This is a genomic window from Gemmiger sp. (genome assembly GCF_057431175.1).
The window spans coordinates 1-21837 of sequence record NZ_DBMDDV010000026.1 but is presented as its reverse complement, the minus strand read 5'-3'; the positions used below and the strand labels follow the sequence as shown (position 1 = coordinate 21837).

Here is a 21837-nt window from a genome sequence, read left to right as displayed (position 1 = left end):
AAAGAGGGGTTATTGTATGGAAAAAATCGGAGTCATCGATGTAGGTGGCGGTCTGCGCGGCATCTATGCGGCGGGCGTGTTTGACTGGTGCATGGACAACGGCGTACAATTTGATTACGGCATCGGCATTTCGGCAGGAAGCGCTAACCTTGCCTCCTATTTAAGCAGCCAGCGCGGGCGGAACTATCTGTTCTATGAGGAATACTCCATGCGCAAAGAATATATGGGCGCAGGAAATATGCTGCACGGCGGGTCGTTTTTGAACCTGCAATATATCTACGGCACATTGAGTAACCGCGAATGTGAAAACCCGCTGGATTTTGAAAGGATGACGGCTAATCCGATGGAGTGGTACATGATCGCCACAGACGCCACAACTGGCAAGCCGAAGTACTTTACACGCGGCGATATGCGCCAGGACGACTACCGCGTGCTGATGGCATCCTGCTGCATCCCGGTGGCGTGCAAGCCTATTGAGATTGGCGGTGTGCCTTATTATGACGGTGCGCTGGGTGATACGATCCCTTTGCAAAAGGCTTTTGCGGACGGCTGCGACAAGGTTGTGCTGATTTTGACAAAGCCGGTGGGCACCATCCGCGCGGATGGCACGGACCGCAAGCTGGCGCGGGTCATCCACCGAAAATACCCCCACGCCGCCGAACAGCTGGCCCTGCGGGCGCAGCATTATAACGAAGGTATTGCGTTGGCCCAAAAGCTGGCCGCCGAGGGCAAGGTGCTTATTATTGCGCCAGATGATACCTGCGGCGTCAAGACGCTGACCCGCGACCAGAAGGCACTGAAAAAACTGTACAGCAAAGGCATGAAAGACGCAGAGCGCATCCGGGACTTTCTGTAATTACGCCAGATTCAGCCGCTTGGTCATGAACCACTGGGTCAGTGCCCACATAAGGGCATCGACGAGGGCGATGAGCGCAAAGACGGCCAGCATGGAAAGCAGCAGGAAAGGCAGACTGTTGTCATAGCTAAAAATGGACGATGCGGTGCTGAAATTGATGTTGCTGAAATATTGGTATCCATAGAGGGCAACGAAAAACGCAGTTACCAGTGCCGCCATCTGCCCGGCAAAACCGATGACGAAGTAAGCGGCGATGCTGATAAGCATGCGCTGCTGGGTGAACTGCCCGGCGAAAGCACAGGCCAGGTAGGTGTGCAGCAGAGCCCCCGCAATCAGGGCCAGAACGATAAGCACCATTACAGCCCAGATGGCAAAATCCTCAGCATGAGGGACGCTGAATGCAAAATCGCCTGTAAGCAGTGCACAGCAGACGGAAAAAAATAACATACCGAACACGGTCCACGCCGTGCCGCAAATAACCTTGGCGGCAATATGCTTCCAGGGCTGCACGGGCAGGGCCAGCATCAGGTAGCCGCGGTCGCCCAGCAGGCGGTAAAATTGCTGCACTTCAATAAAGAAGCAGACCGCTAGTACTACCAGCAGGCTGACGAGCGCTGCCAGGTTCAGCAACACCAGGGCCAGCCCGGCCAGCGGAAATCTGTCAGAGGTGTTCTGGATAAAATGGCTCAGGATACCGGTGAAAATGTTCAGCACCAGCACACCGCTTGCAATCGGCAGGACAACGCGGCCCGAGGCCTTGAACTCGTATTTCAATAAATTTGTCAGCATTTGTAGACCTCCCGGAAGTATGCATCAACGCTCATGCCTGTTTCCTCGCGCAGCTCGTCAACGGCGGCCTGGCGAAGGGCCTTGCCGTTTTGCAGGAAAATTACCTCATCCAGCACCTTTTCAATGTCGCCAATCAGGTGGGTGGACAGGACCAGCGCGGCGTCCTCGCTGTAATTGTGAAGGATCGTCTGCAAAATGTAGTCGCGGGCAGCGGGGTCAACGCCGCCTAAGGGTTCATCCAGCAGGTAGAGCTTGGCGGCGCGGCTCATGGTCAAGCAGAGCTGCATTTTCTCCTGCGTCCCCTTGCTCATGGTACCGATTTTGTCGTGAGCTTGGATGCGCAGGTCAGCCAGCATGGCGTCGGCCTTGGCCTTGTCAAAATCGGGGAAAAAGTCATTGTACAGGCTCACGGCGTCAGCGGCTGTGAACTCAGTAGGCAGGGCCATCCGATCCGGCAGATAGCTGGTGACAGCCTTGGTGTAGACACCGACGGGGGTCTTATTGACCAGCACACTGCCCGCTGTGGGCGTAAGCAGCCCGGCAGAGATTTTAAGCAGTGTGGTTTTGCCGCTGCCGTTGGGGCCCAGCAGCCCGACCAGCTTGCCGGGCGTGACGGAAAACTCTGCGCCGTCCAGGGCGGTGGTGCGGCCATACCGTTTGGTCAGGCCGTGTACCTCATAAATAGCATCCATGGTTTACTCCTCTGTCTGCTGCTGTGCGGTTTCGCGCAGCAGCGTTTCAATTTCGGTTTCGGTCAGGCTCAGGGCGTGCATTTGATGCAGGAACTCCCCTGCCAGCGTTTGGGCGCGGCGGCGGCGCAGGGCGTGTAGCGCGGCGTCATCGGCGGTCACGGTGCGGCCTGCCGTGCGCTGGGCCTGTAGCAGGCCGCGGCTTTCCAATTCCTGCAAGGCACGCTGCATCGTGTTGGGATTGACGCCCGCGTCGGCGGCCAGCTCCCGCACAGGCGGGATGCGGCTGCCGGGCGGGAACTCCCCTGCCACCAGCGCAAGCTCAAGCTGTTCCACAAGCTGCACGTAGACCGGGCGGCCTGCTGTGATGTTCCAGTTCATAACGGAGACTCCTTTGCTGTATCATTGTGTTAAGAACTTAATACAATGATACAACTGCAATATGGATTTGTCAAGAGGAAAAATAAAAATCCTCCACCAATGAGGCGGAGGATGCGATACAGCGTGGTTTAAATGTGATCTTCAATCCAGGTCAGCACGTAGTCAAAGACCTCGTCGCGGTTGGTCTCGTTGTGCAGTTCGTGGCGGCCGCCCTCAAAAATCTGGCAGGTCAGGTCGTTGACACCGGCGTCGCCCAGCATGGCCCAGACCTTGCGCACGCCGCTGCCGTAGCCGCCCACCGGGTCGCCATCACCGGCAATCAGCAGAATGGGCAGGTCTTTGTCGATGGCCTGCGCCCACGCCTTAGTGCTGACATGGTTCAGCGTTGTCAGCATTTCGCGGTAGGTGGCGGCGGTGAACTGGAAGGTACACAGGCAGTCGGCATCGTAGGCGTTCACAACGTTTTCGTCGCGGGAAAGCCAGGCGTTGGGCGATTGGGCGTTTGCGATTTTCTTGCAATAGCTGCCAAAATTCAGCTTGACCATCAGCGGCGAAACATAGCGCGGCCCCTTGACGCGGGCAATCAGCCCGGCTAGTTTTTGGCCGATGACGTTCATAAAGCTGGGGCCTGCCGTGCCGGAAATAACCAGTGCCGTGATGCTCTCCGGCCACTTTTCGGCGTACCATCGCGCGTAAAAGCTGCCCATGCTGTGGCCGTACAGGATAATGGGCGTATCCGGGAAACGCTCATGGAGCAAGCCGTTCATTGTATGCAGGTCGTTCAGCAGATGCAGGCGGCCATCCGGCTCGCCGTAGTGGCCGTGCTCCCCTGCCTTGGCGGTGTCGCCGTGGCCGAGGTGGTCATTGCCCGCCAGTGCAATGCCGTGGGCGGCGTAGAACTCGGCCATGGGCGCGTAACGGCGCACATACTCGCACATACCGTGGCTCAGCTGGATGACTGCCCGCACAGGCTTATCCTGCATCGTGTACAGCACAGCGGAGGAAGTATGGCGTCCGTCCGACGACGGAAACGTAATGGTCTCGCAGTGAAGGTCAGACATAAATTTCTCCTATTTCAGTCAGGTTTGTTGGGCGGGCTGCTTTTGTGTTTTGGCGGTCAATTGCGCCATTACGCGGGCAAGCAAAACGGCAAAGAGCACAGACAGGACGGAAAGCAGAAGCCAGCGCTTGTCCGTGCCATACAAGATGTCGTCCGAGAGTGCATCGCGAAAGACCTGAAAAGCAAAAGCGTGAACAGCGTAAATTTCCAGTGTGCATCCGCCCAGGAACGTACAGCCGCGGATGATTTGCGGGGCAACTTTATCCAGGCAGGCGGCCAGCAGGGACAGTACAATACACGGCCCAGGCGCAATCAGGATAAACGGAAACCAATACAGACCATAGGCCCAAGCCAAGGCCAAATAAACTGTCTACTCCTAAGTAAGTGGCGACCACGCCCTGCACCGTGGTACCCAGGCGCAGGCCGTCATAAATGACCCAAGGCGTGACACAGAGATAATAGGCAGGTACAATCTTGATAAGACGCTTTTTAATAAAGATGAGCGTATCAGGGGTCTTTTTCAGCGAGTGATAGCACCCGAGTCCTGAGGCAAACACAAAAATGTCAACACCGCCTGCCCCGCAGCTTTTTAAGACCTGCAAAAACGCACAGGGGGGAGTAAGCGAAATATGGTGATATACCACCCACAAGGCAGCAAGGGCCATCCACACACTGCGGTAGGATAGAATTTTTTTGAAATCGCAAAAGTCAGCCACAGCGGTTATTCTCCCTTGATTTTCTTCCAATATTGGGCAAAGGCCTGCTCGTTCTTGTTCTCGCCGGGGACGTAATACTGGCGGTCCTTGATGGCGTCGGGCAGGTATTGCTGGGCGACCCAGTGATTGGGGTAATCGTGTGGGTAGAGGTAATGCTGACCCTTGATCTTGGCATCCGCGCCGTCGTAGTGTTTGTTTTGCAGCTGGCGCGGGATGGGCCCGGTGCGCCCGGCCTGGATGTCCGCAATGGCGGCGTTGATGCCATCGTGGGCGGAGTTCGACTTGGGCGCGGTGGCAACCAGCACGACCGCATCTGCCAGCGGCAGGCGCGCCTCCGGCAGGCCAACGGCGTTGGCGATATCCACCGCCGCTTTGACAATGGGGATAATTTGCGGCCAGGCCAGGCCGACATCCTCACACGCGCAGACCATCAGGCGGCGGCAGGCGCTGGGCAGGTCGCCAGCTTCCAGCAGGCGGCCCAAATAATGCAGCGCTGCGTCGGGGTCAGAGCCGCGCATGGATTTCTGGTAGGCAGAGACGATATCGTAATGGTCGTCGCCCAGTTTATCATACCGCATGGCGGTACGCACGGCCACCTGCTGTACCATGTCCAGCGTGATGGTGCGGCTGCCATTTTCAATCGGCGCGGCGGTCACGGCAAATTCCAGGTTGCCCAGCGCTTTGCGCATATCGCCGCCCGCGCTCTGGGCCAGGTAGTCCAGCGCATCGTCGGGAATCAAGATGGGCGTTTTATCCTCGGCCCCCAGCCGAGCGGCGGCGTTCTGCAAGCCGACGCGGATATCGTCCGCCGTCAGCGATTTGAACTCAAACACCGTGCAGCGGGATAAAAGGGCGTTGTATACATAAAAATAGGGGTTCTCGGTCGTGGAGGCAATCAGGGTGACGGTGCCCTGCTCCACGCATTCCAGCAGGCTTTGCTGCTGGCGCTTGTTGAAATACTGGATCTCGTCAAGATACAGCAAGATGCCCCCGGCCGCGCCCAAGGTGCCGATATCCGCCAGCACTGATTTGATATCGCTGGTGGAGGCCGTCGTACCGTTGAGCTTGTGCAGCTGCATACCGCTGCCCGCCGCAATGATGCTGGCAACCGTCGTTTTGCCAACACCGGAAGGGCCGTAGAAGATCATGTTGGGAATCTTGCCGCTCTCGACCGTGCGGCGGAATACCTGATTTTTGCCGAGTAGATGCTGCTGCCCGCAGACTTCATCCAGGCTGCGGGGGCGCAGGCGTTGTGCCAATGGCTCCATTTCGTGTTCCTTTTTTAAGATAAGTTTGAGATAGTGTACCAAAACGTCATACTTCTGCTCTTGATTATATCAAACACACGTGGTAAAATCAAATGAAAAGAACAGAAACGGAGAAAAAGCAGTGACGAAACAAGAATTGGCGGCAGTCTGCATTGCACGGCTGAAAGCAGAATACCCCGACTCTGACTGCACGCTGGATTATGACCATGCGTGGCAGCTTTTGGTATCGGTGCGGCTGGCGGCCCAGTGTACCGATGCCCGCGTGAATGTGGTGGTGCAGGATCTGTTCGCCAAGTATCCCGGGGTGAAAGAACTGGCTGCGGCCAGCCCGGAGGAAATCGAGGCCATTGTCAAGCCTTGTGGGCTGGGGCACAGCAAGGCGCGGGATATTTCGGCCTGTATGCGGGTGCTGTGCGACCAATATGACTGCCATGTGCCCGACGATTTTAATGCGCTGCTGGCGCTGCCCGGCGTGGGCCGAAAGAGCGCAAACCTGATTATGGGCGATGTATTCGGCAAGCCCGCCATTGTGACGGACACCCACTGCATCCGCCTGTGCAACCGCATAGGGCTGGTGGATAATGTCAAAGAACCCGCCAAGGTCGAAAAAGAGCTGTGGAAAATCATCCCGCCCGAGGAAGGCAACGGCTTCTGCCACCGGCTGGTGGACCATGGCCGTGCGGTCTGCACGGCCCGCACCAAGCCCTACTGCGACAAATGCTGCCTGGCTGACGTATGCCGGGCACGAAAGGAATTTGCGAATGAATAAGACGACGGAAAGCCGCCTTGGCGGCGAACTGCGCAGCCAGCAGGCTTCCCAGCGTTTGTTGGATGAGCTGCGCGGCGGCCGCTATGCTAAAGCCACCCAGCTGCCCAGTGAATTGGAATTGGCCGATGTTCTGGGCGTGAGCCGTACCGTGGTACGCGACGCCCTGAGCGATTTGGAGCGTGACGGCTATGTGGAGCGTGTGCGCGGGATCGGTACGCTGGTCAATCGCGACGTGGTGCAGGTGGAAAACCGCATGGACCAAAAGTTGGAATTTAACCGGATGATCCGCGCTATTGGCCGTGTGCCGCATAGTGACACCCTGATGGTCACGAAGGAGACCGCCACGCCGGAACTTATCAAAAAGCTGGCACTTGACCCGGAAAAGGAGCACACACTGGTATTTGTGCGCCGCCGGGTACTGGCAGATGAAACGCCGGTGCTTTACTCCACCGATATTTTACCGTTGGCCTTGTTTGGCGGCAAGCGGCTGGATACCATTGATTTCAGCCGCCCGATTTTTGAAATCGTGGCGCAGTACTGCCATATGGAAGTGACCGAAACGCTAACGACACTGCACGCTGTGCAGGGCACGCCGAGCATCCGCCGCCAGCTGGGGCTAAAACCGGAACAGGCACTTTTGCAGCTGGATGAAATTTTCTACTCTCGCACCTGCAAGCCGGTCCTGTGCTGCCAGACCTGCTACACAGATTTTTTTGACTTTGCGATGGTGCGCAAGCTGGTTTGATTTTAAACGGTATACCGCCGCTTAGAATAGATTAGAGTTAAACAAAGGGGATTGTGTATGAGACATTTGATCGATCCGGCGGACTTTACGCTGGAAGAAACGCTCAGCTTAATGGACCTTGCCGACCGTATCCACGACGACCCGGCCGCATACAAAGACGTTGCCGCCCGCAAGCGGCTGGCGACGCTGTTTTATGAGCCGAGCACCCGCACCCGCCTTTCGTTTGAGGCTGCTATGCTGAACCTGGGCGGCCAGGTATTGGGTTTCCCCGATGCCGGTGTATCCAGCGCATCCAAAGGCGAGACAGTCGCCGATACCATCCGCGTTATCAGCTGCGTGGCCGATATTGCCGCCATGCGCCACCCCAAGGAGGGCGCACCGCTGCGTGCGTCCCGGTACAGCCGCATCCCGGTCATCAACGCCGGTGACGGCGGCCACAGCCACCCCACCCAGACGCTGCTGGATATGATGACGATTCGCCAGCGCAAGGGGCATCTGGATCATCTGACCATCGGCTTCTGCGGCGATTTGAAGTTTGGCCGCACGGTGCACAGCCTGATCAAGAGCCTGTCCCGTCTGCCGGGCATGAAGTTTGTGCTCATCTCACCCGAGGAGCTGCGCGTGCCGGACTACATTATCAAAGAAATTCTCGAACCTAACAACATCCCCTATGTTGAGACACGCAGCATGGAGGAGGCTCTGCCCGATTTGGACGTCCTCTACATGACCCGCGTCCAGCGTGAGCGGTTCTTTAATGAAGAAGATTACATCCGCCTGAAAAACAGCTATGTCCTGACAAAGGAAAAGCTGGCTCTGGCCCCCGCGGATATGCCGGTGCTGCATCCCCTGCCCCGTGTGAATGAGATCACGCTGGATGTAGACGACGACCCGCGCGCAGCGTACTTTGACCAGGTGCAGAACGGCGTGTATATGCGCATGGCGCTGATCATGACTTTGCTGGGTCTGAAAGACCCCAAGACCGGGGAGGTAGCGTTCAATGTTGAAGGTTGATGAGATTCAGAACGGTGTGGTTATTGACCACATCACCGCAGGCACCGGCCTGGCCTTGTACCACATGATGGAACTGGAAAAATTAACCAATGTCAGTGTAGCACTTTTGCAGAATGTCCGCAGCCAAAAGGACGGCAAAAAGGATATAATAAAGATTGAGGGCGACGTGTCCGGGCTGAACTTTGACATCCTCGCCTATGTCGATCCGAAAATCTCCATCACCTTTATCAAGGACGGCCACGTGACGGAGAAGAAGCACCCCGAGCAGCCAAAGCGCCTGGTCAATGTCATCAAGTGCACGAACCCGCGCTGCATCACCTCCATTGAGGAAGGCTGTGACCACATCTTTGCTTTGACGCCCAGTGGCCGTTACCGCTGCATCTACTGCGAACAGGAGTTCCGTGTCAAGCCGTAAACGAGGTAACATTATGGATAAGTCAAAATTTCACCTGAATCCTGATGCCGAGATCGTGAAGAACATCCGCGAGGGGCTCAAGCGCACCGGCGGGTATTGCCCCTGCCGCTTGCAGCACATCCCGGAGAATATCTGCATTTGCAAAGAGTTCAAAGAACAGCTGGCCGACCCAAACTACCATGGGCCGTGCCACTGTGGGCTGTACGTGAAAGATTGACAGAGAAACGAGGTATCTGCTGAGATGGCAGGTACCTCATTTTTTATACACACGCCGCCAACGTACCCTCAGTCAAAATAATATTCCCTTCCGCATCGGCGTCGGCGGTGTAAACGACGCCGGGGTGGGCGGTCCCGGCGGCAATACGGTCAGCGAGGGCTTGCTCCACTGCGCGGCTGACGGTGCGGCGCAACTCCCGCGCACCATAGGGTGGTACTTTGTCCCCCGCCAGCGTTTTGGCAGCGGCAGCGGTATGGCGCAGCGTGTAGCCCTGTGCGGCGGCGCGCTGTTCCAGTTCGCACAGCAGCCGGTCGGCAATGCCCTCCAGCTGTGCCGGGCCGAGCGGGTCAAACAAAACCGTCTCGTCAAGACGGCCCATCAGTTCGGGGCGGAAAAATTCTTTTGCCTCCTGCACGGCCTGCTGGCTGCGGCGGCTCGTCTCGGAGGTTGCCGCACCGAAGCCCAGCGGGGCCGTCTGTCCTGAAAGACACCGCGCCCCTAAATTGGACGTGAGCAAAATAATTGTGTTGGAAAAATCAGATTTTCGCCCCTGCGCGTCGGTTAGACTGCCATCCTCGAGGATTTGCAGTAATAGATTTTGGATATCGCTGTGTGCCTTTTCGATTTCGTCAAACAGTACGACGCTGTATGGTCGGCGGCGCACGGCCTCGGTCAGCTGACCGCCCTCGTCGTGGCCCACATAGCCCGGCGGCGCACCGATGAGCCGCGCCACGGTGTGGCGCTCCATATACTCCGACATATCAAAGCGCAGCAGAGCTTTCTCGCTGCCGAACCAGCATTTTGCCAGCGTGCGGGCCAGCTGCGTTTTACCCACACCCGTCGGCCCCAAAAACAGCATGGCACCGATGGGCCGCCCGCTCTCCCGCAAGCCGGTACGGCTGCGGCGGATGGCTGATGCCACGGCGGCGACGGCCCGTGACTGGCCGATGACCTCGGCAGAAAGGCGCTCTTCCAGGTGTGCCAGCCGCTCACGCTCGGCCTCGCCTACCCGTTCGGCGGGCACGCCACTGGCCTTGCTGACCACATGGGCGATGTCGGCGGGGCTTAACGCTTTTTTCTCGCCGCTGGTGTCGGCAATGCGGCGGGCGGCGGCTGCTTCATCCAGCAGGTCAATGGCCTTGTCGGGCAGGAAACGCCCCGGTAAATAGCGCACACTAAACTCCACCGCCGCATGGATGGCCTGCGGTGGGATAGCAACGCCGTGGTAGTGCTCGTACCGGGGCATCAGGCCGTTTAAGATTTTTTCGGCGTCGGCGGGGGTGGGTTCCTCCACCATGACCTTGCCAAAGCGGCGTTCCAGCGCCGAATCTTTTTGAATTGTTTTGCGGTATTCCTCCGGCGTCGTTGCGCCGATGAGTTGTATCTCCCCGCGGGCCAGCATCGGTTTTAGGATGCTCGCGGCGTCGATGGCTCCTTCCGCCGCACCGGCCCCGGCAATAATGTGTATCTCGTCGATGAACAGCACGGTGGAGCGGTCGCGGTACAGTTCTTCCAATAGATTTTTGAACCGTTCCTCGAAATCGCCGCGGTACTTTGTACCCGCAACCATGGATGCCATGTCCAACGCCAACAACCGCTTGCCCCGCAGCGCCGGGGTGATTTGCCCGCTGGCAATGCGCTGGGCCAGCGCCTCAGCCAGGGCACTTTTGCCGACGCCAGGCTCCCCCAGCAGGCAGGGATTATTTTTCTGGCGGCGGCAGAGAATTTCAATCATCCGGTCCAGCTCGGCCTCCCGGCAGAGCACCGGGTCCAGCCGCCCCTCCTGCGCCAGGCGGGTTAGGTCGCGGCCGTATTTTTCGCTGGGTCGCCCGGTGCGGCTGGACGACATACGCGGCTGCGCGGGCAGCACGAATTGCCCGGAAAGCTGGCGGCACTCCCGCGCGGCCTGGGGCAGCTCGATCCCTAAGGACGCCATCCACCGGCTGGCCGTGCAGGACGAATCCTCGAGCATCGCGCAGAGCAGGTGCTCATTCTCGGCCTTAGCGGCGCTGGCGGCGTGGGCCCCCAACACGGCAAATTCCATGGCCTTGGTCAACTCGGGGGCCAGGTCACGGGAATGCAGCTGCCGGGGGCTGCCCAGGCTTCGGGCGGCGCTGCACCCAGCCAGCGCCGTGGCTGTCACACGCTTGCGGCGCAGAAAATCCGCCGCCGTGCCTCGAGCAGTTTGCACCAGCGCCAGCAGCAGGTGGCCGGTGTCGGCCTGGGAACACCCCTGCTGCCCGGCCAGCACCACCGCCGTATGCACGGTGCATGCCGCCGTGCGGGAAAAACCTTTATATCGGTAAAGCCAGAACATCTGCATATCCTCCCTCAACAATGTGTCCATTGAAAGTATAGACGCCGGGCGAATAAATAGTCATCGAAATATGTAGCTTCATGCAATGACAAGCGGGAAAATATGTGATATAATAAACCAATATTGTTAATTTTGGGTTTGAGGTGGTTTCAATGCACAAATTGATGCGCTACATCAAGGGCTACGAGAGGCAAGCCTTGTTAGCGCCGCTGTTCAAGATGCTGGAAGCCTGCTTTGAGTTGTTCGTGCCGCTGGTCATTGCCAGCATTATTGACACAGGCATTAAAAATCAGGACGCAGCTTTCATCTGGACGCGCTGCGGTCTGCTGGTTTTGCTGGCGGCCATCGGTCTTGCCAGCAGTTTGACGGCCCAGTGGTTCTCCGCTACGGCGGCGCTGGGCTTTGGTACGGCGCTGCGCAAGGACTTGTTTCGCCATATCGACACACTGAGTTACAGCGAACTGGATGGCATCGGCACCCCGACACTGGTCACCCGTATGACCAGCGACATCAATCAGGTGCAGAACGGCGTCAACCTGACGCTGCGTCTGCTGCTGCGTTCGCCGTTCATCGTTATCGGTGCGCTGATTATGGCGTTCTCCATCAGCCCGAAGCTGACGCTGCTGTTTATCGGCGTGACGATTATGGTGTCGCTCATCATATGGGCCATCATGCGCGTGACGGTGCCTATCTACCACGAGGCACAGAATGGCCTGGATCGCGTGACGCTGCTGACCCGCGAAAACTACGTAGGTGCCCGCGTTGTGCGTGCCTTTGCCCGCCAGGCAGACGAGCTGGCCGCCTTTGTGGAGACGAACGACCACCTGAAAAAATTGCAGTTTGCAGCCGGGCGTATCTCCGCATTGATGAACCCGCTGACCTATCTCGTCGTCAACCTGGCTGTGGTGGCCCTGCTGCTGCGCGGCGGTGTCGAGGTCGATGCCGGTGCGCTGACCCAGGGCGAGGTCATTGCCCTTATCAACTATATGAGCCAAATCTTGTTGAGTCTGCTGCGCCTGGCGGACCTGGTCGTCTCGGTCACGCGTGCCCTGGCCAGCGGTATGCGCGTCAATGAAATTTTAAACACCCATACCACGATGGAGGACCCTGGCACGGCGACGCTGGACATTGCGAATGCGGCCGACGCGGCGAAGTTCGACCATGTCAACTTCACCTACAAGGGGGCAGGCGCACCCAGCCTGACCGATATCTCGTTTACGGCCAAAGTCGGTGAGACCATCGGTGTAATCGGCGGCACCGGCAGCGGCAAATCGACCTTGATTGATCTTGTCTGCCGTTTCTATGATGCCGATAACGGCGGCGTGACGCTGTTTGACCACGATGTAAAGCAGTACAGCTTTGCACAGCTGCGCGGCATGGTGGGCATCGTGCCCCAGCAGGCCGTGCTGTTCACCGGAACCATCCGCGACAATATGCAGTGGGCCGCCCCCGGTGCGACCGACGAGGAGATTTGGAAAGCGCTGGAGATTGCCCAGGCGGCGGAGTTCGTGCGCGGCAAACCCGGTATGCTGGACGCCCCGGTCGAGACTGCAGGCCGCAACTTCTCAGGCGGGCAGCGCCAGCGACTGACGATTGCCCGCGCACTGGTGCCAAAGCCGAAGATTCTGATTCTCGATGACAGTGCCTCGGCGCTGGATTTTGCTACTGACGCGGCGCTGCGCAAGGCTATTAAAGAGGAAACGAGCGGTATGACGGTGTTCATCGTCTCCCAGCGTGCGGCCAGCGTGCAGCGTGCCGACCATATCCTGGTGCTGGACGACGGAAAGCTTGTGGGTGATGCTCCCCACGCCGAGCTGCTGCAAAGCTGCGAAGTTTATAAGGAAATCTGCCTGAGCCAGCTGAGCAAGGAGGAGGTGGCCAAAACGCTATGAGCAAGCAAAAACCAAAACTGAACCAGAACACCATCCATCGCGTTTTGAAGCTGATCCGCCCCTACACCGGCATGGTCATCCTGACGCTGACATTTGCGTTGATCACAGTGGTCACTACCCTGCTGGCCCCGGTGCTGTCCGGCAAGGCCGTGGATATGATTCTCGGCCCCGGTGAGGTCGACTTCGTGGGCCTTGGCAAAATCGCACTGGTCATGGCGGGCACAATCGCCTGCACGGCGCTGTCCCAATGGCTGATGAATGTTGTGAACAACCGCATCACCTTCCAGGTCGTGCGGGACATGCGCGTCAAGGCGTTTGAGCAGCTGGAAATTTTACCGCTGAAATATATGGACGCCCACCGCCCCGGCGACGCTATCAGCCGCATCACCACCGATGTAGAGCAGTTCAGCGACGGTTTGTTGATGGGGTTTACCCAGCTGTTTACCGGCGTGCTGACGATTTTTGGCACGCTGGGCGTGATGATTTTCATTGACTGGCGCATTGCGCTGGTGGTCGTGGCGCTGACGCCACTGTCCATCTTTGTGGCGCGGTTCATTGCCACCCATACCTATTCTATGTTCAAGGTGCAGAGCGAGACCCGCGCCGAGATGACCAGCCTGGTGGAAGAGCTGGTTGGCAATGAGCATATGGTTCGTGCCTTCGGCTACGAAAGCCGCGCCGAGGAACGCTTTGACAAGATCAACCTCGATTTGCAGAAGTGCGGCGTCAAGGCGACGTTCTTCTCCTCCACCACGAACCCCTGCACCCGATTTGTCAATGCGCTGGTCTACGCCGCCGTCGGCGTGCTGGGCGCATTCGTCGCCATTGCGCGCGGCATCACGGTCGGTCAGCTGTCGGTGTTTTTGAACTACGCGAACCAGTACACGAAGCCCTTCAACGATATCTCCGACGTTATGACCGAATTGCAGAACGCCCTTGCCTGCGCACAGCGCGTGTTTGACCTCATCGATGAGACACCCATCACGCCAGATTCCCCTGACGCGGTGGCACTGCCCCACGGTGCGGGCAGCGTCGAGTTCGACCACGTCAAGTTCCGCTACGTGGACGATGTTCCCCTGATTGAGGACATGAATTTGAAGGTCGCACCCGGCCAGCGCATCGCCCTTGTCGGCCCCACCGGCTGCGGCAAGACGACCCTGGTCAACCTGCTGATGCGGTTCTATGAGATCAACGGCGGCACGTTGCGGGTCGATGGACACCCCATTGATACCGTGACCCGGGACAGCCTGCGCGGCAACCTGGGTATGGTCTTGCAGGAAACGTGGCTGAAAGCCGGTACGATTGCCGAGAACATTGCCTACGGCAAGCCGGACGCTACCCGCGAGGAAATCATCGCGGCGGCGAAAAAGGCCCGCGCCCACAGTTTTATCTGCCGCCTGCCCAACGGGTATGATACCCAAGTGGCTGAGGACGGCGGCAACATCAGCCAGGGCCAGCGCCAGCTGCTTTGCATTGCGCGTGTCATGCTGCGCCGCCCGCCGATTCTGATTTTGGACGAGGCAACGTCCAGCATCGATACCCGCACCGAGGTATTGGTGCAGGATGCCTTTGAGGAACTGATGAAGGGCCGCACGAGCTTTATCGTGGCCCACCGTCTGTCCACCATCAAGAACGCCGACCAGATTTTGGTGATGAAGGCCGGCAACATCATTGAGCGCGGTACGCATGACGAACTGCTGGCGCAGGGAGGTTTCTATAAGAACCTGTACGAAAGCCAGTTTGCCAAAGCGTAAGAAATAGGGTCTATTTGGAAAAGAAAAGGAGAATGTAATATGAGCAGCATTATCATTCCGGAAGGCTACCAAAGCCTGTTGGGCCTGTACGACACCCAGAAAGCCATCGGCCTGATCAAGACGATTTTCCAGGAGAAGATCTGCATGGCGCTCCACCTTAAGCGCGTCACGGCTCCCCTGTTCGTCATGCAGGGCAGCGGCCTGAACGACGATCTGAACGGTGTGGAGCGCCCGGTCGAGTTCGATGTGCCCAGCCTGAACGAGCACGCCGAGATCGTCCACAGCCTGGCAAAGTGGAAGCGCTATGCCCTGTACAAGTATGGCTTCCGCCCCGGCCAGGGCATTGTGACCGACATGAACGCCGTCCGCCGTGATGAGGAACTGGACAACCTGCACAGCATCTACGTGGATCAGTGGGACTGGGAGCGCGTTATCACCGCCGACCAGCGCACGCTGGAATTTTTACAGGAGACTGTACGGGATATTGTGGATGCGGTCTGCGCGACCTCTGACGAGCTGCGCTGGAAGTTCCCTGAACTGAAAAATAACATCCACCTTGGCCGCAAAGTGACATTTGTCACGACCCAGGAGTTGGAAGATATATACCCCGACTTCACCCCGAAACAACGCGAGAACGCCTATGCCAAGGAGCACGGCACCATCTGCATTATGCAGATCGGCGGCAAGCTCAAGAGCGGCAAGCCCCACGACGGCCGTGCCCCCGACTATGACGATTGGGCGCTGAACTGCGATATCCTCTTCTGGCACAAGCCTTTGGGCTGTGCGCTGGAACTGTCCAGCATGGGCATCCGCGTTGACGCCGACGCCCTGCGCCGCCAGCTGGCCGAAGCAGGCTGCCCGCAGCGTGCGGAGCTGCCCTTCCACAAGATGCTGCTGGACGGCACCCTGCCCCTGACGATGGGCGGCGGCATTGGCCAGAGCCGCCTGTGCATGCTGTTGTTGGGCAAGGCCCATGTAGGTGAAGTCCAGGTCAGCCTGTGGGATGACGCGACCACGCAGGCCTGTAAAGATGCAGGCGTAGAACTGCTGTAAGGATTGAATAAAGTATGAATCGAGCAGGAGGCTCTCTTAACCGAAGAGCTGACCTCTCACACCACCGTGCGTACCGACCGGTACACGGCGGTTCAACCGCATAAGTACAAGGACTCGTAGTAGTTGAGGATGCTGAAGTATCCCGCTGCTGCGAGTCTTTTGTTTGTAATGGAACATTTTAATACAGGACTCCTGGCGATACGCCAATAGTCCAGTCTGGAGTTGCCCCACTGGTAAGCCCTGTCGGCCGGAAGCTTAATTATGAGTACGCATGTGTCTTGGGCGATAACCAAAAGCTGCGAGAGAACAAATTGATTCGGCTGTAGAAAAATAGCCCCTATGGTTCAACCATAGGGGCTATTATAAACAAAAGCGCTCCTTGCATATTTATACAAGGAGCGCTCTGGATTGCGTGAAAAACTCTTATGGAATGTGTGCAACATAGAGCCTTATTCATGAACAGCGTCACAATAAGGTTTGTTCTATATTGCACTGTACATTGCATCTTTATTTTTCACAATCGTTTGGGAGTGTATAGAATTCAGTAAAGTATCAAAATGTAAACCATACATGTAAGAATATTACGAATTCATTCAACATCCTAATTGTAACTCAAGCAAAATCGATTTGCAACCTCATCCACAACTTAATTTTATTCGGTCACAGAATCGGAAGTCTCTGCCATTCAATCCTCTGGTCCATCAGCAGGCATTTCTCTCACTTGCACGTTCAACTTGCCAAACAAGTTATATAGTTTACGCATTACGTCTTTCCAAGTTTCTAACATTTCATCTACTGTTTCTTCGAAACTTAATTCTTCATTATCCATGTAGTGGCGTTTATCATTTATAGTATCTCCTGCATAGAACAGCAGAAAAGACTCTCCGCAACGGTCATAGTATTGTACGAAGTTGTCCGGAACCGTTTCGTAATCCACATAGAGTTGGTCAAATACAGTTTCTGCAATGCCCCGCGAATAGCGGATATAGATTGAGCCACCCAAAGCTGGAGACTTAATGGTGTCCTTTAAAGCGCCGTGAATAAGACGAACCAGTGCCACCGCAGTTTGTGTTGCGTAATCATCTTGAAATTCTCCGGCATCGTCCCGCTCACCATTGCTTCCAATGAAGTTTGCCAATGATAGAAAAGTTTTGCTATCATATAAACCTTCAAATTCGTTCTGGATGTCTTCGAGAGTCATAATTGCACCGCCTTTTTGATTTTTGAATTTTTTAATAAAAGACCATAGCAAAAAACGTTTGCAGTGGCTTTCGGATACTGGTTGTGGAAGATGGCATGGCAAAAAGAAGCATTACAGATACACTTCTTCGTTGGTTTGATTGTAGCATATGTCAGCCTGTTTTTCTACAGAATCTCGCATATTTTTTACAAAAAGTCGCCAAACGATTTTACTCGCTTGGCGGCTCCTCTTTTATTACTGCTGTTCCCTCAGTTCTTTGTAAACCTCATGCAGGAACACGCCCAACACACGGTGCTTGATGTCGTCATTACTCAGCAGCAGGCTGAAGAAATCCTGATTCTGGGAAAGTCCCTCAATCAGCGCGTCATCTGTATTGTCGTAGAAGCTGAACTCGAAGTCCTGTTCGGTGTTGTTCTTAGCAGAGGTCTTCAACTTTTCTGAGTGCAGCAGCAAGTCTTTGATTTGCAGCATAACTTTCGTCATGGCGCTGCTATCATAGCCCTTGCCTGCGCGGGAGTTCACCTCGTCAATAATTTCCGACAGGTGCTTTACCTCATCCACGGTCAGACCAACATCGGCCCCGCTCAACTTTACGTTCGGTGCGCTGGCGTGGCGCTGCTTGTTGCCCTTATCGCCCTGACTTTCCTGCACAAAATTCGTTGCTTGAATCTTATCTTTCAAGCTGATGCCGCCGCTGTTGCCAACGACCAAATAGGTCAACAGCAGATTAACGAACACATATTTCTTGTGCAGTTCCGGGTCGCCAAAGCTGGAGGCCATCGACAGGAACTCATACAGGCGTACAAACCCACGGCAGTTTTTGGTAAAAGCACGCTGGTGGTCCTCGTTGAACTGATTTTTCAGCACATTCACAGCACGCTGGATGCACTGGTAAACCAGACGGTCCTCTTTGGCTGTGGTGCGCTTCCCTTTCGGGTTGTAGACGATGCTCGCAACCGTATCCACATCGCGGTCATCCAGAACATTGTAACCGTCAATCTTATTTTCCAGTTCGCGGAGCTGGGCAATTGTAGCTGTGTTGGACAGCACCGTTGTGGTGTAGAACGGTGCAAAGGCTTCTTCCATTTCCTCTGCATGGTTCACAAAGTCCATGACCACGACCTTTTTGTCAAAGGGCGGGCATACACGGTTCAAGCGGGAAAGCGTCTGCACCGCATTTACACCACGCAGCTTTTTCAGCACATACATGGCGCAGAGCTTCGGCTGGTCGAAACCGACCTGATACTTATTTGCCACCAGCAGAACGTTATACTCGTCCCCGTCAAACACCTTCGGCAGCTTATCCTCAGCAAAGCCGTTCATACTCGGCTCGGTGTATTCGGTATTTTCAATTTTCACTTTGCCGGAGAACGCCACTAGCGCTTTTACATCCTTGTAATTATGCCGGGTGACATAATCCTCGAACGCCTGACGATACTTCACTGCCGCCTCGCGGGATGCCGTGATAACCATTGCTTTTGCCTGCCCGCCGAGTTCCTGCATAACAGTGGAACGGAAATGCTCGACAATGATATTGACGCGCTGATTGATATTGTCATCAAACAAATCAATATAGCGTGCAATCTGCCGCTTGGCGGCAATCGTCTTCATCTCCGGGTCGTCTTCGATGGTCTTGTTCAGCTTGTAGTAGGTCTTGTATTCGATATAATTTTGCAGCACATCAAGGATATACCCCTCCTCGATGGCCTGCTTCATGCTGTACAGGTGGAACGGCTGATACACGGGATGCCCGTCTGCATCAATGCTTTCACGACCAAATAGGCGCAGCGTCATCGGCTTGGGCGTGGCAGTAAAGGCAAAGACCGACACATTGGGGGTTTTGCCGTGGCGCTGGATTTCGTTCTCGATAGCATCCTGCGCATCGGCTTCTTCAGGACCCTCGTTCTGCCCCAGCGTATTTTTAACCGCAATCATATCCTTGCCGGACGTAGACGAATGGGCTTCGTCAATGATAATGGCAAAGGTCTTGTTGTTCTGATTCTGCGCAAGCTTCCAGAAATCCACATAGAGGAATTTCTGAATCGTGGTGACAATGATTTTGTAGTTGCCTTTCAGTGCATCGGCAAGGTCGGCAGAGGTCTTTTTGTCATCAATGGTGCAGACAAGTCCACTCTTATGGTCGATACCCTTGATTGCGTCCTGCAGCTGGCGGTCTACCACCACACGGTCTGTAATGACCAGAACGCTGTCGTAAACGATTTGGTTTTGCGTATCGTGTAGGGAAACCAGCCGATGCGCCAGCCATGCGATGGTGTTTGTTTTGCCGGAACCTGCGGAATGTTCAATCAGGTAATTAAGCTGTGTGCCGTTGTACTCGGCATCCGCCAAAAGTTGACGGACGGCGTCGCGCTGATGGTAGCGCGGGAAAATCAGCTTTTCTTTGACGGACTTTTTCCCTGTCAGTTCGTCCACGACCTGTTCACGCTGTATGAATACGAACTTGGTAATCAGTTCAATCAGACTGTCACGGCGCAGAATATCATCCCACATATAATGCATCGGATAATCGTCCACGCCGTCATCCAAGGGGTTGCCTTCCCCGGTGTTGACACCTTCTCCGCGTCCACGGTTGAACGGGATAAAGCGTGTGCCAAGACCGTCCAGCTTGGTGGTCATATAGCAGGTGTCGAGGTCCATGGCAAAGTTGACCAGAGCGCCCGCTTTGAACAGGAACAGACGGTTCTTCGGGTCACGGTCCTCAGAATACTGCTTGATTGCCATGCGGTAGTTCTGACCTGCGCTCTGGCATTTCAGCTCAAAGGTCGCAATGGCAAAGCCGTTGAGGAACACAACAAGGTCGATGCGCTGGTCATCGTTAATCCAGACTTCCTCCATGATGGAGAAAATGTTGGCATTGTACTTGGCGACGAGGTCGATGTTGTAATCGGTGGCGGGCTTGCCGTACAGCAGGTTCAGATGCATATTGGAAATCTCAATGCCGGATTTCAGTGTTTCGATAAGGCTGCTGCCCTTGTTATCGATGCTCTGGAGTATGAACTTGACGATGGTTTCCTCGGTCTGCCCGTTGTAGATTTTCCGCAGTGCCGCCATTGTGTCCGGCTGTGTCGTGCTCAGAAAGCGGAACAGTAGTTCGCGGTCCATTGCTGTGGTGCGGTCATAATTCGTTTTGCATTTGCGCTCTATGTAGCCGTTATTATCAATTAAATAGTCGATGATATAACGCTGATAGTCGCGCTCTGTTCCGATAATTTTCACGAAACCACCTCCTTAGTAGGCTTCAGAATCCTCTTGAAAAAATATACTATCCTGCAAGTCACACAAATAAGAAACTGCTGTATTATGAGGAAATGCCTCTCGATATTTTGCGGTATTCAACAGTAATGGGTCACTTTGCAGATACCATCTGTATAGCAAAAGTCCCTTAATGTTTTCGGAATTAAGCAGTTTATACAGTTTGTGCATCTCATTTTTGCGTTGTTCGCGATAAGTTTGGCTGTCAGTATCGATTTGTTTTAATTCGTTGTAGCCTCGACACATAGATAGCTTTCCGCTACCGCTTTTTGAAAGCTGATTATGCAAATATGTTCTCACATTCGTTGAATATTGTGGTGTGTTTTTAAATTTTTCAATCGTATTCCAAGCATCAGCGAATAAATTCAAAAAGAAAAGCGACATCGATTCACTAATTGTTTCTTCAATCCACGGTGTGCTCTTTGTATTCCGTGGCGAATTATAGTGGACTGCCGCATGAGTCATTTCGTGCCCCAATTGAAAGATAGCTTGACACCAATAGCCAAAACTATCAATCGCAATGTTAATGAAGTCCACTTTTGCAGGAGGATTATTTTTTGCCAGACAAAACATTGGCGTTGCAGAATCAGCCGGATACTTCCTAATTTGAATTTTCACATTCGGAAATTTTATTTCCAATTGCAAGTACATTTGTTCAATGGTTGTCACTATTATGTGAGCTATATCCTTTTCCTCATCTGTAAAAGTGCTATTGGTATTGCCCGTGTCTCCCAAGATAAATTCATATTCTAACATATTGTTTTATATGAGCACCTCCTTTTTTCCAGTGACATATTCGTAGATAAGAATTTTTTTATAGTTTGAAAGAGTCTCCAACTGCTGATTCTTTTGCGAAATAACAGAATCAATATCTGAACATTTTGATGATAAATAATCTGCAATTTCATTTTGCTCAAGGAAGGGGGGAACTGGAATAATGATTTTTTTCATTTCTTGCCAGCCCGTTGTCCAAAGGTCGTCCACAATGCCATGTCCTTGTCGATAGAATTCATCCGAAAATCTTGTACAATGAAACACCCAATCATAATAGGCGGCAGACATTTTCCCCCGTGGTGTAAGAACAGTATTGATTAAAGACACAGAGCCATCGTATTTTGAAATACCGCAAGAACCTCTTCTGTCAGAACGACTGTTGATTGCGAAGTCACCTTTTCTTACTAACTTACGATTATCGCCATCATTAGTTTTTGCTGCTGTTTCGAGCTGCGGTAAAATTCCTTTCATTGTCACCGAAAGCGGTGGGTAATCTTTGTCACTCACTTTTTCATTTCTTAAAGAATAGAAGCCACCAATTCGACCCAAATTCCAGTTGTTTGGGACTCTCCCAATCCATTCAGCTCCGCTATCCTTCATTTCCACATCCGGGTTCAGTCCCTTGGTAACAGCCTCAGTAATGACGGAACGCTTGTA

At 54.7% G+C, this 21837-nt stretch carries 19 protein-coding genes and 1 pseudogene; 9 read left to right on the top strand and 11 right to left on the bottom strand.

The window, feature by feature from the left end; all coding sequences use genetic code 11:
• The first annotated feature begins 16 nt into the window (after positions 1 to 16).
• Entirely contained in the window at positions 17 to 856 is an 840-nt protein-coding gene (locus tag ACZO0A_RS09725) for a patatin-like phospholipase family protein (protein ID WP_302150068.1), read from the top strand.
• Here ACZO0A_RS09725 and ACZO0A_RS09720 read toward each other — a convergent pair whose 3' ends face one another.
• The 6 genes from ACZO0A_RS09720 to ACZO0A_RS09695 form a co-directional block, all read right to left on the bottom strand.
• Entirely contained in the window at positions 857 to 1645 is a 789-nt protein-coding gene (locus ACZO0A_RS09720) for a hypothetical protein (RefSeq protein ID WP_302150069.1), read from the bottom strand.
• Entirely contained in the window at positions 1639 to 2337 is a 699-nt protein-coding gene (locus tag ACZO0A_RS09715; RefSeq protein WP_302376704.1) for an ABC transporter ATP-binding protein, read from the bottom strand. The genes ACZO0A_RS09720 and ACZO0A_RS09715 overlap by 7 nt, the downstream gene beginning before the upstream one ends.
• 3 nt (positions 2338 to 2340) lie before the next feature.
• On the bottom strand, positions 2341 to 2715 hold the full coding sequence (locus ACZO0A_RS09710; protein ID WP_215692060.1) for a GntR family transcriptional regulator: 375 nt from the start codon (positions 2713 to 2715) through the stop codon (positions 2341 to 2343).
• Positions 2716 to 2843: 128 nt separating this feature from the next.
• A complete protein-coding gene (locus ACZO0A_RS09705) occupies positions 2844 to 3776 on the bottom strand; it encodes an alpha/beta fold hydrolase (RefSeq protein ID WP_302376705.1) in 933 nt (310 codons plus the stop codon).
• A gap of 18 nt (positions 3777 to 3794) precedes the next feature.
• Positions 3795 to 4136: a hypothetical protein gene (locus ACZO0A_RS09700; protein ID WP_302492383.1), complete on the bottom strand. Its 342-nt coding sequence runs from the start codon at positions 4134 to 4136 to the stop codon at positions 3795 to 3797.
• Between the two features lie 360 nt (positions 4137 to 4496).
• A complete protein-coding gene (locus ACZO0A_RS09695; RefSeq protein WP_215692064.1) occupies positions 4497 to 5759 on the bottom strand; it encodes a replication-associated recombination protein A in 1263 nt (420 codons plus the stop codon).
• A gap of 121 nt (positions 5760 to 5880) precedes the next feature.
• Here ACZO0A_RS09695 and ACZO0A_RS09690 point away from each other — a divergent pair, with 121 nt between their 5' ends.
• From ACZO0A_RS09690 to ACZO0A_RS09670, 5 genes are read left to right on the top strand one after another with little or no spacing between them, the layout of a single operon-like run.
• Positions 5881 to 6528 carry an endonuclease III domain-containing protein gene (locus ACZO0A_RS09690; protein WP_302376707.1) on the top strand — a complete coding sequence of 216 codons (648 nt, stop codon included), beginning with the start codon at positions 5881 to 5883 and terminating at the stop codon, positions 6526 to 6528.
• Positions 6521 to 7273 (top strand): GntR family transcriptional regulator, encoded by a 753-nt coding sequence (locus ACZO0A_RS09685; protein WP_291230982.1) that lies wholly within the window; start codon positions 6521 to 6523, stop codon positions 7271 to 7273. The genes ACZO0A_RS09690 and ACZO0A_RS09685 overlap by 8 nt, the downstream gene beginning before the upstream one ends.
• Positions 7274 to 7330: 57 nt before the next feature.
• Positions 7331 to 8284, top strand: coding sequence for an aspartate carbamoyltransferase (gene pyrB, locus ACZO0A_RS09680; RefSeq protein ID WP_302376708.1), 954 nt, complete (start codon positions 7331 to 7333; stop codon positions 8282 to 8284).
• Complete coding sequence (locus tag ACZO0A_RS09675) at positions 8271 to 8699, top strand: aspartate carbamoyltransferase regulatory subunit (RefSeq protein ID WP_302376710.1); 429 nt, start codon at positions 8271 to 8273, stop codon at positions 8697 to 8699. The genes pyrB and ACZO0A_RS09675 overlap by 14 nt, the downstream gene beginning before the upstream one ends.
• A 13-nt stretch (positions 8700 to 8712) precedes the next feature.
• Positions 8713 to 8916, top strand: a complete 204-nt coding sequence (locus ACZO0A_RS09670) for a ferredoxin-thioredoxin reductase catalytic domain-containing protein (protein WP_291212108.1) — start codon at positions 8713 to 8715, stop codon at positions 8914 to 8916.
• Positions 8917 to 8959: 43 nt separating this feature from the next.
• Here ACZO0A_RS09670 and ACZO0A_RS09665 read toward each other — a convergent pair whose 3' ends face one another.
• Positions 8960 to 11233, bottom strand: coding sequence for an ATP-dependent Clp protease ATP-binding subunit (locus ACZO0A_RS09665; protein ID WP_486846261.1), 2274 nt, complete (start codon positions 11231 to 11233; stop codon positions 8960 to 8962).
• A 152-nt stretch (positions 11234 to 11385) separates the two neighbouring features.
• On the opposite strand from ACZO0A_RS09665, the gene ACZO0A_RS09660 reads away from it, so the two are divergent.
• The 3 genes from ACZO0A_RS09660 to asnA are packed head-to-tail and all read left to right on the top strand — an operon-like array spanning position 11386 to position 15932.
• A complete protein-coding gene (locus ACZO0A_RS09660) occupies positions 11386 to 13125 on the top strand; it encodes an ABC transporter ATP-binding protein (protein WP_302150387.1) in 1740 nt (579 codons plus the stop codon).
• Positions 13122 to 14879, top strand: a complete 1758-nt coding sequence (locus ACZO0A_RS09655) for an ABC transporter ATP-binding protein (RefSeq protein WP_291230974.1) — start codon at positions 13122 to 13124, stop codon at positions 14877 to 14879. The genes ACZO0A_RS09660 and ACZO0A_RS09655 overlap by 4 nt, the downstream gene beginning before the upstream one ends.
• Positions 14880 to 14918: 39 nt before the next feature.
• Complete coding sequence (gene asnA / locus ACZO0A_RS09650; protein WP_302376719.1) at positions 14919 to 15932, top strand: aspartate--ammonia ligase; 1014 nt, start codon at positions 14919 to 14921, stop codon at positions 15930 to 15932.
• Between the two features lie 685 nt (positions 15933 to 16617).
• On the opposite strand, the gene ACZO0A_RS09645 is transcribed toward asnA, so the two are convergent.
• The 4 genes and pseudogenes from ACZO0A_RS09645 to ACZO0A_RS09630 form a co-directional block, all read right to left on the bottom strand.
• A complete protein-coding gene (locus tag ACZO0A_RS09645; RefSeq protein ID WP_302376721.1) occupies positions 16618 to 17133 on the bottom strand; it encodes a hypothetical protein in 516 nt (171 codons plus the stop codon).
• 234 nt (positions 17134 to 17367) lie between these two features.
• On the bottom strand, positions 17368 to 20370 hold the full coding sequence (locus tag ACZO0A_RS09640) for a type I restriction endonuclease subunit R (RefSeq protein ID WP_302376722.1): 3003 nt from the start codon (positions 20368 to 20370) through the stop codon (positions 17368 to 17370).
• Between the two features lie 12 nt (positions 20371 to 20382).
• On the bottom strand, positions 20383 to 21162 hold the full coding sequence (locus ACZO0A_RS09635; protein ID WP_302376724.1) for a hypothetical protein: 780 nt from the start codon (positions 21160 to 21162) through the stop codon (positions 20383 to 20385).
• Between the two features lie 6 nt (positions 21163 to 21168).
• Positions 21169 to 21837, bottom strand: a pseudogene (locus ACZO0A_RS09630) (hypothetical protein); the annotation flags it as partial.